The organism is Geodermatophilus sp. YIM 151500 (genome assembly GCF_025716945.1).
GTDB lineage: Bacteria > Actinomycetota > Actinomycetes > Mycobacteriales > Geodermatophilaceae > YIM-151500.
The window spans coordinates 10159-21273 of the sequence record NZ_JAOVZT010000021.1 but is presented as its reverse complement, the minus strand read 5'-3'; the positions used below and the strand labels follow the sequence as shown (position 1 = coordinate 21273).

At 72.1% G+C, this 11115-nt stretch carries 12 protein-coding genes; 9 read left to right on the top strand and 3 right to left on the bottom strand.

Annotation, left to right across the window (positions count from 1 at the left end; genetic code table 11):
* Nucleotides 1–60: 60 nt before the first annotated feature.
* A complete protein-coding gene (locus tag OF117_RS22310) occupies nt 61–249 on the bottom strand; it encodes a type I restriction enzyme endonuclease domain-containing protein (RefSeq protein WP_411969473.1) in 189 nt (62 codons plus the stop codon).
* A 621-nt stretch (nt 250–870) separates the two neighbouring features.
* Between OF117_RS22310 and OF117_RS21310 the strand changes: the two genes are divergently transcribed.
* The gene (locus OF117_RS21310) at nt 871–1776 is read left to right on the top strand and encodes a restriction endonuclease (RefSeq protein ID WP_263554867.1); all 906 of its coding nucleotides are present in this window, start codon (nt 871–873) and stop codon (nt 1774–1776) included.
* Between the two features lie 178 nt (nt 1777–1954).
* Here the strand turns inward: OF117_RS21310 and xerC are convergent, their stop codons facing one another.
* Both xerC and OF117_RS21300 read right to left on the bottom strand, forming a co-directional pair.
* Complete coding sequence (gene xerC / locus OF117_RS21305; protein ID WP_263554866.1) at nt 1955–3103, bottom strand: tyrosine recombinase XerC; 1149 nt, start codon at nt 3101–3103, stop codon at nt 1955–1957.
* Nucleotides 3104–3445: 342 nt separating this feature from the next.
* Entirely contained in the window at nt 3446–3667 is a 222-nt protein-coding gene (locus tag OF117_RS21300) for a helix-turn-helix domain-containing protein (protein WP_263554865.1), read from the bottom strand.
* Nucleotides 3668–4216: 549 nt separating this feature from the next.
* Here OF117_RS21300 and OF117_RS21295 point away from each other — a divergent pair.
* The 8 genes from OF117_RS21295 to OF117_RS21260 all read left to right on the top strand — a co-directional run bounded on the left by OF117_RS21295 (nt 4217) and on the right by OF117_RS21260 (nt 11103).
* A complete protein-coding gene (locus tag OF117_RS21295; RefSeq protein ID WP_263554864.1) occupies nt 4217–4669 on the top strand; it encodes a helix-turn-helix transcriptional regulator in 453 nt (150 codons plus the stop codon).
* Between the two features lie 204 nt (nt 4670–4873).
* The gene (locus tag OF117_RS21290) at nt 4874–5473 is read left to right on the top strand and encodes a hypothetical protein (protein WP_263554863.1); all 600 of its coding nucleotides are present in this window, start codon (nt 4874–4876) and stop codon (nt 5471–5473) included.
* Nucleotides 5467–6375: an ATP/GTP-binding protein gene (locus OF117_RS21285; RefSeq protein WP_263554862.1), complete on the top strand. Its 909-nt coding sequence runs from the start codon at nt 5467–5469 to the stop codon at nt 6373–6375. Before OF117_RS21290 ends, OF117_RS21285 begins: the two co-directional genes overlap by 7 nt.
* Nucleotides 6372–7058, top strand: coding sequence for an SAF domain-containing protein (locus OF117_RS21280; protein ID WP_263554861.1), 687 nt, complete (start codon nt 6372–6374; stop codon nt 7056–7058). The genes OF117_RS21285 and OF117_RS21280 overlap by 4 nt, the downstream gene beginning before the upstream one ends.
* Nucleotides 7059–7072: 14 nt before the next feature.
* The gene (locus OF117_RS21275; protein WP_263554860.1) at nt 7073–7876 is read left to right on the top strand and encodes a hypothetical protein; all 804 of its coding nucleotides are present in this window, start codon (nt 7073–7075) and stop codon (nt 7874–7876) included.
* Nucleotides 7866–9284, top strand: coding sequence for a CpaF family protein (locus OF117_RS21270; RefSeq protein WP_263554859.1), 1419 nt, complete (start codon nt 7866–7868; stop codon nt 9282–9284). The genes OF117_RS21275 and OF117_RS21270 overlap by 11 nt, the downstream gene beginning before the upstream one ends.
* Entirely contained in the window at nt 9281–10192 is a 912-nt protein-coding gene (locus OF117_RS21265; RefSeq protein ID WP_263554858.1) for a type II secretion system F family protein, read from the top strand. The genes OF117_RS21270 and OF117_RS21265 overlap by 4 nt, the downstream gene beginning before the upstream one ends.
* Nucleotides 10189–11103, top strand: a complete 915-nt coding sequence (locus OF117_RS21260; RefSeq protein WP_263554857.1) for a type II secretion system F family protein — start codon at nt 10189–10191, stop codon at nt 11101–11103. Before OF117_RS21265 ends, OF117_RS21260 begins: the two co-directional genes overlap by 4 nt.
* The last annotated feature ends 12 nt before the right edge of the window (nt 11104–11115 follow it).

The window sequence follows — 11115 nt, the reverse complement described above, 5'->3', positions numbered from 1 at the left end:
TCGGCCTGCTGCATCACCAGGACGATCTCCACTCCTGCTTGTCCGGCGGGTAGCGGTACTTCATGGGAGCCGCCGGATGTGCCCGTGCAGGGACGCCCGCACCCGTTCCTTCTTGTCCCAGTCGACCGTCGCGTTGCGCCGGATGATGCCGACGAGATGGTGAGCGACCCTAGACTGTCCCGCACCGGCACTTCTGGAGGCTTCTGTTCGCCGGAGGGATGGGAGCCATGGCGGCGCCCCCGAGCGCATGTCTCGGGACACCAGGTGAACGATGTCCCACGACACCGCGATCGAGTGGGTGACGGGAATCGAACCCGCACAGTCAGCCTGGAGGGCAAAGGCTTCTCAGCTTCTCCAAGCCTTTCAGAAGGTACTCGCCCGGCGCTGTGCCTTCTATTGCCTCAGCATCACGAGATCCCCTCATCGCAGGACCTCGACGGCTCTGGGGCCGGATCGGTTCGGCGGCATCGACGCTCTCCACTTCGTGGGGGGTCGACGTGCACCATGTTTGTGCCGCGGGCAAAGCTCGCGTCGCCTCCCGCAACGACGCCGGACCAGCCGAATGATCGCTCACTCCGTCGCTTCGAATGCTGTAGGTCCGGTCTGCAGATGATGGCTCGCCGGTCTTCAGCGGAGGACGCGTCGCGCAGCAGAAGCTGGGTGGGCGGCTGGCGGCGGTGCGCTGCCGCTTCGGCTAGAAAGGACGGGACAGCGACTACGGGGGAGTGGATGGCATACCGAGACGCGGCGTCGGACATCCCGGCGGCGCCTGGCCTGCAGCTTGTTTGGCTGAGTCCGTCGCAGTGGCCGGCGTGTCCCCCGGGGTTCCGGCCGCCGGTCGGGTGGACGCCAGAGTTGGCCTGGCCCGACATGCCGCCCGACTGGCTGTTCTGGCAGGTCACCGGACCTACGGAGTTCACAGCGCCGTTCGCGGCACCGCCCGCTCCGTTGCCGCAACAGCGGGACGACGAATCGCGCTTCCGGTGGGAAGTCGTGACGCCAGCGAACCAGCTGAAGACGTTGAACGAACTGGAGCGTGTCCTCTGCGGCAGTTTCGTCCGCTGGCGCCGAGACCACGCCAAGCCCGACGAGACGGCTGCCGAGCTAAACGTCGTCCTACCGGCCGACCATCCGGCCGTCCTGGCTCGCGACAGCAGCTTCGCGGCGTTGGTCGAAGCGGTCACAGCCGTGCGGGACGTTCTCGTTGAGGCCATCGAAGCGCGGCGCGACCCCGGTGAGCCCTACTTCGCTTGGCGGCGTGCCCAGGAAGTGCGTATGTCGGCCTACTTCAACGCCTCCAAGGAGTGCAGCGCGGCCCAGTTCGCGGCGGTGCAGGCCTGGGCCGATCGGCTGCCTCCGGCCGAACGGCACCGCTTCTGGTGGGGCGACCGCGGCTCGGCCGGCGGCAATAGCCCGAGCCAGCCGACGGCCGGGGACTGGCAGCAAGCGGAGCGCCTGGCGGCGGCCGCCCTGCGGCAGTTTGGCTTCGCCGATGCCGCCGTGACGACCGCCGGTGCGGATGGCGGGTTGGACGTGGTGGCACGGTTCGCGGTGGCGCAGGTGAAGTACACCACCAAGCCGGTCGGCCGGCCGGTGCTGCAGCAGCTGCAAGGGGCTGCTGGCGGGCGGGCGGCCGTCTGCTTTGCCTACGCCGGCTACTCGGCTCAGGCATCGGCGTTCGCGGACGAGCACCAGATTGCCCTATTCACGGTGCGGCTGCCCCGCACGGTGCGGCCGGTGAATCGGGCAGCGCGCACCATGGCGCTTAAGGAGTAGCGGGTCAACGGGCGGCGCTGCGGAGTAAAAGGCATCCCGGACAACGGTGTGGTCTGTTGCCTGAAGGCTCGGCTGCTTGCGCGGGACGCCGGTCGTATCGAGGAGGCGCAGGACAGTCCTTTGGCAGTAGGAGGTGTCTTGCAGAACCCGTCCGTGAGGGACTCCCGCGGCGGTGCACCTAGCCAGACGCTGGTCGGGCCGAGTCCGCACCCTCCGATTGCTTCAGTGCTGCGCTCATGGCGGCGGCGAGGGCGGCATCTCGTTCTTGTTCAGCGCGCTGGTAGCGCAGCGCCGCGGCGGGGGAGGCGTGCCCGAGCCGGTGCATCAGCTCCTTGGTGGTGGCTCCGTGCTGCGCGGCGATGGTGGCGCCCCAGCCGCGTAGGTCGTGCAGGTGGGAGCCGGCCGGGAGTCCGGCGGCCTCCGCTGCCGGGGCCCACACCCGTGAGGTGAAGTTGTTGCGTCGGATCGGTCCGCCCTTCGGCCCCACGAAGACCAGCCCGGACGCGCCGGGCTGGGCGTACATCGCGAGGTGGTGCTCCAGGTCGCCGATGACGTGCGGCGGGATCGCGACGGATCTGCGGCCAGCCGCCGACTTCGGAGGCCCGTAGGAACGTCCCTGTCCGACCACGTCGACGACCGCGCTCTTCACGCTCACGGTGCCCGCCTGAAGGTCGAGGTGCTCCCGGCGCAGCGCCGACAGCTCACCGAGGCGGAGGCCCGTCCAGGCGGCCAGGAGTATCAGTGCTCGCCAGCGATCCTCGACGGCCTCGACCAGCGCCTGGACCTGGCCGAGTGTGAACATCGGTCGCTCGCTGGGACGTTCCTGCCCCGCCCCACGGATGGAGCACGGGTTCCGGGCGATGAGGTTGTCGTCTACAGCCGTGGTGCAGATAGCACGCAGCAGCCGGTAGCACTTGGCCGCCGTGACCTGGCCCGGCCCGCTGGGGCCGCTGAGCTTGCCGTACCAGGCCCGGACGGCGGACGCCTCGAGCTGGCGCAGTGGTGTCGATCCCAGGGCCGGGAGGATGTGGTTCTTGAGCTGTGCCCGGTAGAGCTCCGCCGTGCGGGGGGCCAGCGGCCGGCCTCCGACGAGGCGGGTTTCCACCCAGCGCTCGGCATAGACCTGGAGCGTCTCCTGGCCCGCCTTCGGGTCGATCCAGCGGCCCGAGTCCATCTCGGTCTGCGCCTTGGCGAGCCACCGATTGCCGTCGGCCTTGGTCGCGAATGTGTGCGGCGCCGAAACCTGCTTGCCCGAACCATCCGGGTACCGAGCCTGGTAGCGGCCGGAGGGAAGCCGGCGGACCGTTCCCCACGCCCTACGACCCATGACGACGAACTCCTCACGCGTTCCAGTGCAAGTGAGACTTGCGCTGCTGCCCGCGGGGCCAGCCCCGCGGGGCAGATCGGCGCAGGGCCTTCCACAGCCTTCGGCGGCGGGCTTGACTTCCGCCGCGAGACGTGTTTGCCGAGTGGCGAGAAGACCCGAGCCTCAGCTCGACTGCACACAGGACCCGCTGTGATCGAACGGACAGCGGACTTTTCGTCGAACGGCCCCATGAGGGTCGGCAATTTGGCACTTGGCCTTCGTCGCTCGCCGTCGTGGAAGCGGGCGCGGAGGCTGTCACAAGGAAGCGTGGTGAGGGACGCACTCCGGGCGACGCCAGGTGAGCTACCCGTCGCTCGCGACACGTCCGGCCGCGATGTACGCGTCGAGGGTCGAGCGCTGAAGCCTGACGTATTTGCCGAGCTTGACGTAGGCGATCCGCCGTTGAGCGATGAGCCGGCGGACGAAGCGCTCCCCTGTTCCCAGGTAGTCCCCGGCCTGGGCGACGGTCAGCAACTGATCGTGTTGTTCATGCAGCGCCACGCGTTCCGAGGTCGTCCCCGACATCAGGAACCGACCTGCGGATGGAGAAGGGGGCGTCTGCGGATGATGCGGCCGGCCTCACCGACCGGGATGCACCGTGGCCGGTATGGAGCGTGCCGCGGCGGCGGATGGGCTGCAGGTTCCATGGCCGAGAGTCTTCGGCGGACTGTTCCGGTCTTCCTGCAGTCCTGGAACCTCAACTCGATGGCTTCGCCGTGACGACGCAGGCGCTCACGACGCCCGTCTCGTCGGTGTCGACACCGTCGAGCACGCAGGTCTCCAGTTCATCTCCAGTCTCCCTACGGAGTCGCTGTGCACCCTGGCGTGATTCCTGCAGCAGTTCCCCGATGAACGGGAGTCGCGTCGGACGACGGGAGCATTCGGCGCCAGGTCTGCGATCATGGCCGCCGCACAGCCTCCAGTCGTTCCGCCGGGGACCCCGGGTCGAACGATGTCGACACACAGCCGCGCCGCGCCGGTGATGAGACGCTTGCCTGATCGATGCGGGCACAGGGCACTAGGGTTCGGCGCCACGGGGGCGGGTGTCCACCGATCGGGTGATGGGGAGCTGCCGTGGCGCGGCCGCTGCTTCGAGGCGACCGCCTGCAGGCTGCCCGCCAGGCTGTGGGTCTCAGCAGAGAAGAGCTGGCGACGAGGCTGGAACTCTCGAGTCCGGCGCGCATCCGGGTCTGGGAGACCGGACTGGAACGACCGCGGCCTCGCTTCATCCCCCGGCTGGCGGCCGCGCTCGGTGTCGACCCATTGCATCTGCTCGACGTCGATCCCGATGACCCGCCGTTGGCGGCGCTGCGATTGGCGGCCGGACGCGCCACGAACGAAGTCACCGCCCCTGGCGTGTCCGTCATGACGTACGTGCGACTAGAGGACGGACGCCCTGGCGCGGATCCCTCCATCAGGGTGATCGCCGCCATCGCCGAAGTTCTCGGCGTGGACGTTCCACGTGTGGAAGCCGCCGTCCGCCGATCGCGTAGCGACCACGCGGCCTTGGCGTCCTTCGGCGGCTGAACAGGAGAATTACTGGAGGAAGGGCTTGGCTCCGTGGGCGATTCCGGTGGTAATTTCCCGCCCACTGCCCAGGGAGGTGCCCATGGCCCGCACAACAGAACCGACCGTGACATGGGCCGGCGCGGTCTTGAGCCCGATGAATCGAGCGGTGGCGGCTGTCCTCGTGCAGGAGGCCAGCCTGCGGGCCCGGCGAGGGCACTCGCGATGAGCGGGCGGCGGTGGACGGCTGGCGTACTCCTTGCGCTGCTGTCCGTCGCCGGCTGCACGGAAGGTGAGGCCAGTCCAGAGGGCGCGTCGCCGAGCGCGACGACGTCGTCAGCTTCGCGGACCCCGACTACTGCTCCCGCAACGAGCAATGCGCCGACTCCCGAAGAAGAGGCGGCGGAAGCCGCCACCGCGGTCGTCAACGAGATGTTGCGCGTAACCGACGCAGCCAAGAGAGACCCTGGCGCTAGGGACTGGGAACCGGAGATCCGGCGATTCGCCGGCGATCCCGCCGCCCTGCTCGCCGTCACGGCGGTTCGGGACTACGCAACGATCGGCCTCCGCCAGGAAGGCGACACCGCGGTCGACCTGGAGGTCACGACCGTGGATCTGGCGTCTCCCGAAGGGCCGACCGTGAGGATCACGGGCTGCTACGACAGCCAGAGCACGCGGGTGGTGAAGGTGGAGACCGGCGAGGTCGTGCCACCGGGGACTCCGCCGCGTTACGTCTGGGACATCACCGTGACCCGCTACGAGGCCGAACAAGGATCCCCGTGGCTGGTCAACCAGCTTGACCCGTTGACGGATCGACCGTGCTGAAGGTGTCACGCGCGGCCTTGCTGGCGGCCGCGATCCTCGCCGCCTCCGGTGGCCTGGACAACGCCATGGCGGCCCCACCCGTCGACTGCGCCAAGCAGGATGCGCAGACCGGCATCTGCCTGGTCGAGGCGACTTCACCGGGTCAGGATGCGGACGCCGAGTCCGTAGCCGGCGCTGTCAGCCCGGGTGGGGGACAGCCGGCTGGCGGAGACGCCTCGCCCCAGAACCCGTGCACGTACACGGTGGCGCAGCCGCAGCCGCCATCGACGAGTGCCCTGTGGCAGGGACAGTCCCCGGCCGACGGAGCGATGTACGCCAAGGTCTGTCCACGAGTGGACGGCTCGGGTCTCACCACGATGCTCGTGTTTGTACCGAACGGCTCCGCTCCGCCTGCCGGACCGCCCGTGGACCCGCGTGTTCTGGCGGAGCAGGCGATCGCGTCGCTGGTCATGCGCGCCCCGGAGATCCGGATGGCGCCGCCACCCGGGTCCACCAGTGGTCTGGTGGGTCTGCCGGTGTGGATGTGGACCGAGCGCGGGGAGGAGTTCCTCGGGCCGACCCGGCAGTCGGTGTCGGCCGGTGGCGTCACGGTCGCCGCCGTGGGGGAGGTCAGCAGCATCGTCTGGAACATGGGGGACGGCACCACGGTGGTCTGTGGCGCCGGGACGCCGTACCCGCCGGGCGCCGAGGGAGAGTCCCCGGACTGCGGCCATGTCTATGCGCAGGCCTCAAGCCGCCATGTCCCCGGTGGCGGACCCTGGCCGATCACCGCGACGAGCACGTGGACGATCACCTGGTCCGGCGGGGGGCTGTCAGGCACCGAGACGCTGGAGCTGTCGTCGTCGGCGGAGCTGTTCGTAGGCGAGCTGCACGTCCTCAACCAGGACGGGAGCCACCGATGACTGCCACTCAGCCGTCGAAGACCGGCGCACCGCCCTTGTCCCCGGCGGTCAACGGGCTGTCCCGGGCGCCGGTGCTGCAGCCACCGCGTCGCCGCCGCCGTCCGGCCCTGCTGGCCCTGGCCGTGACCATGGTGGTCCTCGGTGCGCTCGGCGCGGCCTATCTGGCGACGTCGCTGGGGCAGACGTCCCCGGTGATCGCGGTCGCGCGGGAGGTGCCCTGGGGGCAGACCCTCACCGCCGCCGACCTGGTGGAGGCGAGAATCTCGGCCGATCCGGCGTTGAAGCCCATCCCGTACGGCGACCGCGACCAGGTGATCGGCCTGATCGCGGCGACCACCCTGGCGCCGGGCTCGCTGCTCACCCGTGACGCGCTGACCGATCAGCGCCTTCCGGCTCCCGGCCAGCAGCTGGTCGGGGTCGGGGTGTCGGCGGTGCAGCTGCCGACGACCGCGCTGCGCCCGGGCGATGCCGTCCTCCTGGTGCCGGTGGCCGCCGGCAGCGCTCCAGCCCCGACCGAGGGGGGAGCCCCGAGGGCGGTGGAGGCGACGGTGGTGCAGAGCGGTCCACCGGGAACCGACGGCCTGCGCGTGGTCGATGTGCTCGTCGACGCGGCCGTCGGGCCGGACGTCGCCGCCCGTGCCGCTGTGGGTCTGGTCGCCATCGTTGTGGTGGCCGGCGAGTAGGCGGGACCGTTGCCGTGTTGATCGCGCTGTGTTCGGCCAAGGGCGCCCCGGGGGTGACCACCAGCGCGCTGGCGTTGGCGTTGTCCTGGCCGCGGCCGGTGGTCCTGGCCGAGCTGGATCCGGCCGGCGGGGACGTGTTGGCCGGATACGGCCGAGGTGAGATATCCGCGGGCGGGCTGGCCGACCTGGAGCTCGCGGCGAGGCGGGGTGGGCCGGCCCGTCACCTGGACAGCCAGCTGCTGCGGCTGGACTCCGAGGGGCGGGCGCGACTGTTGCCCGGCCTGGCCGACCCCGCGAGCGCCCGACACGTGGACTGGGATCGGCTGGCCGCCGCGCTGGCGGCGGTGGAGGACGGCGCGATCGATGTGGTCGCCGACTGCGGGCGGCTGCGCGCCGAGCACTTCCCGGCCGCCGTGGCCCATCGGGCCGCCGCCGTGGTCCTGGCCACCGGCTCTTCGCTGCGCGCCGTGCGAGCGGCGACGCGGGCGATCGCCGAACTCCGAGAGCGGGAAACCTGCCCGGGCATGCTCGGCACGCTGGTGATCGGGCCGGGGGAGCCGTACGGCGAGCGAGAGATCGGCGAGGCGCTCGGCGTTCCGGTCGTCGGATCGCTGCCGCGGGACCAGAAGGCGGCGGCGGTGCTCAGCGACGGCGCACCGGCGGGCCGGCTGTTCGCCCAGTCGGCGCTGCTGCGGGCCGCCCGGACGGTCGCGACCCGGTTGGTCGAGTCCGCCGCGGCGCACGAATCCCGGCTGATGCCACCGCCGGCGCCGGTGCCCGCGTCGGTGACCACGGTCGGAGCCAGCCGTGTCCGCTGACTTCACCGAGTTCCTCGCCCCCGGGCCCGTGCCTCGACGACTCGAGGCGTCGCCGGCATCGGTGGACTGGGCGTTGGTGCGCCGGCTCCACGAGGTGACGGCGACGGCGCTGGCGGAGGAGCTCAAGCGTCGCCCGACGCTCAGCACGGTGGCGCAGCAGGAGCTGGCCCGCACCCTCGTCCAGGACGGGATCGACGAGCTGGTGAGGACCCGGATGCGCGCCGGGCAGGTGGTGCCTACGCCGGATGAGGAGCGGGCGATCGCCGAGGCTGTGATTGCCGCCCAGTTCGGCCTGGGCCGGCTGCAGCCTCACGTGGACGACCCGGAAGTGGAGAACATTGAGGCGCACGGGCACGACAACGTGTGGATCGGCTACGCCGACGGCCGCGACGTCCGGGTCGACCCGATCGCCGACTCCGACGAGGACCTGGTCCGGCAGCTGCAGCACATCGCCGCCCGGCTGGGCCGCGCCGAGCGGACGCTGACCACGGCGAGCCCGCTGCTGACGATGCGGCTGCCCGACGGCTCCCGGCTCGCGGCGGTGATCGAGACCGTGTCGCGGCCGCAGCTGGTGATCCGCCGGCACCGGATCCGTAACGTCGACCTCGACGACCTGGTTGGGCTGCGGGCGATCGACCGGCCGCTGGCGGAGTTCCTGCGGGCCGCGGTGCGGGCGCGCAAGAACATCGTGGTCACCGGCGGGCAAGGCGCGGGGAAGACCCTGTTGCTGCGGGCGCTGGCCAACGAGCTCCCGGTGGGCGAGAACCTCGCCACCATCGAGAAGCACTTCGAGCTGCTGCTGCACGAGCTGCCCGACCGACACCCGCGGGTGGTGCCGTTCGAGGCCCGGGAGGGCACCGGCGAGCGCGGCCCGGACGGCCGCCGCCTCGGCGAGGTGACGCTCACCGAGCTGGTCGAGCAGGCGCTGGTGATGAACGTCAGTCGGGTCTGGCTGGGCGAGGTCCGCGGCGAGGAGGCCTGGCCGCTGATCGAGGTGATGGAGGCCGGTGAGGGCGGCTCGGCGTGCACCCTGCACGCCCGCTCGGCCCACCACGCCTTCGAGCGGCTGGCCAACCTGTGCATGCGCGGCCGCGCCGCGGTCACCCCGGAGCACGCCTACCGGTCGTGCGCGTCGGCGATCGACCTGATCGTGCACATCAGCACCGTCGACGAGCGGTGGATCGGCGGGCAGCGTCACCGGTTCATCAGCCAGGTCGTCGAGTGCAACGGCATCGGGGAGGGCGGGCGCCCGGCGGTCACCGACGTCTTCGCCCCCGGGCCAGACGGACGGGCGGTGCCCGAGCACGACCCGGTGGACCTGGCCGACTACGTGCGGGTCGGCTTCGACCCCCACTGGCTGCGGCCCAGTCACGGGCGCTGGGCCGGCGCGGCCGGGGGACGGCGATGAGCGGCCCGGGGCTTCTCGCCGGCGTGTGCGGGGCCCTGCTGATGGCTGGCCTGCTGCTGGCCGCCCACGCGCTCACCGCCCCGGAGCCGCCGGCCGGGCCGTGGCGCCGCCGGCCGCGTCCGACCGCGCGGACCGACCGCCCGGCGGTGCCGCGGCAGCGGGCGCTGTGGGTGGCCGCCGCCGTGGCGGCCGGCGCGGTGTGGCTGGCCTCCGGATGGCCGGTCGGTGGCGTGCTGGCCGGGCTGGCGGTGATCGGTGTGCCGTGGCTGCTGGCGCAGTTCTCCGGTGGCAACGCCGCGGTGGAGCGGCTGGAGGCGCTGCAGGAGTGGGTGCGCCGCACCTCCGACGTGCTGGCCGCCGGCGGCGGACTGGAGCAGACCCTGATCCGCTCGGCCCGCACAGCCCCCGAGCCAATCGCGGCGGAGGTGGCGGCGCTGGCGGCGCGGCTGCAGGCGCGCTGGCCGACGTCCCGGGCGCTGCTGGCCTTCGCCGACGACCTCGACGACGCCGCCGGGGATCTGGTCGTCGCCGCCCTGCTGCTCGGCGCGGAGCTGCGCGGACCGGGGCTGGCGCGGGTGCTGACCGAGCTGGCGGGCAGCCTCACCGAGGAGGTCACCATGCGCCGGAAAGTCGAGGCCGACCGCGCCAAGCCCCGCGCCAACGCCCGCTGGCTGCTGCTGATCACCGTCGCCGCATCCGGGCTGGCCGCGCTCAACGGCGACTACCTGGCGCCCTACGGCACGGGCGTCGGGCAGCTGGTGCTGGCCGCCATCGCCGCGCTGATCGTCGCCTGCCTGCTGTGGATGCGCCGGCTCACCGCGCCTGCGCCGTCGGTCCGCTTCCTGGTCGACCCCGACCGCAGCCGGCGGGCGACCGGTCTGGAGCCGGCCGAGGTGCCGGTCCGGTGAGCGGCACCCAGGCGCTGCTGATCGGCTCCGGCGCACTCATCGGACTCGGCGCGTTCCTGCTGCTGCGTGCCGTTCTGGTGGTCGAACAGCCCCGGCTGGCCGACGCGCTGGCCCGCCTCGACGGGCGCGCGACCCCGGTCCCGGTCGGGCCAATGCCGGAGGGAGGCGACCAGTGGGCGCGGGCAACCGGCCGCGCCGGTGCCTGGGCCGCGGCCCGGCTGCCCACCGCCGGGCGGCGGGCGCCCTCCCAGGCGTTGACGCTGATCGGCTGGACGCCGGAGGGTTACGCCGCCCGCAAGGTCGGCCTGGCCGCCTTCGGCGCGGTGTTTGCTCCGCTGCTGACCGCCGTGCTCGGCCTGACCGGCATCCGGCTGCCCGTAGTGGTGCCGGTGGCCGGGTCTCTAACTCTGGCTGCGGTCTTGTTCCTCGTCGTCGACCTCGTCGTGCGCGACCAGGCCGCCGAGGCTCGGGGGCAGATGCGTCGGGCACTGTGCTCCTACCTGGACCTGGTCAGCCTGCGCCGCGACGCCAGCGAGGGCCCCACCATCGCCCTGGAGCGGGCCGCCGCCCTGGGGGAGGGCTGGGTGTTCCGGCGGCTCGCCGACGCGCTGGTCGCCGCCCGGCTGGCCGGCGATCCGCCGTGGGACGGCCTGCGCCGGTTGGCCGCCGACACCGGTGTCGGCGAGCTGGCCGACGTCGCCGACATCGCCGCGGTCGCCGCCGTCGAGGGCGCGTCGATCGCCCCGACGCTGCGGGCCCGGGCGCAATCGCTGCGGGTGCAGATGCTGGCCGAGGAGGAGGCGACGGCCAACACCGCCAGCGAGAAGCTCACCGCCCCCGTCGCTCTGCTGTCGATCGCCTTCCTCCTGCTGTTCCTCTATCCCGCACTGGCCCGCCTGATGGCCACCTGACCCGGTGACCCC

Bases quoted from the DNA above. Each gene is read 5' to 3' on its own strand.
- OF117_RS21310 (WP_263554867.1), top strand. From the start codon at position 871: ATGCCGCCCGACTGGCTGTTCTGGCAGGTCACCGGACCTACGGAGTTC.
- xerC (WP_263554866.1), bottom strand. From the start codon at position 3,103: ATGGGTCGTAGGGCGTGGGGAACGGTCCGCCGGCTTCCCTCCGGCCGC.
- OF117_RS21280 (WP_263554861.1), top strand. From the start codon at position 6,372: ATGACTGCCACTCAGCCGTCGAAGACCGGCGCACCGCCCTTGTCCCCG.
- OF117_RS21300 (WP_263554865.1), bottom strand. From the start codon at position 3,667: ATGTCGGGGACGACCTCGGAACGCGTGGCGCTGCATGAACAACACGAT.
- OF117_RS22310 (WP_411969473.1), bottom strand. From the start codon at position 249: ATGCGCTCGGGGGCGCCGCCATGGCTCCCATCCCTCCGGCGAACAGAA.
- OF117_RS21290 (WP_263554863.1), top strand. From the start codon at position 4,874: ATGAGCGGGCGGCGGTGGACGGCTGGCGTACTCCTTGCGCTGCTGTCC.
- OF117_RS21265 (WP_263554858.1), top strand. From the start codon at position 9,281: ATGAGCGGCCCGGGGCTTCTCGCCGGCGTGTGCGGGGCCCTGCTGATG.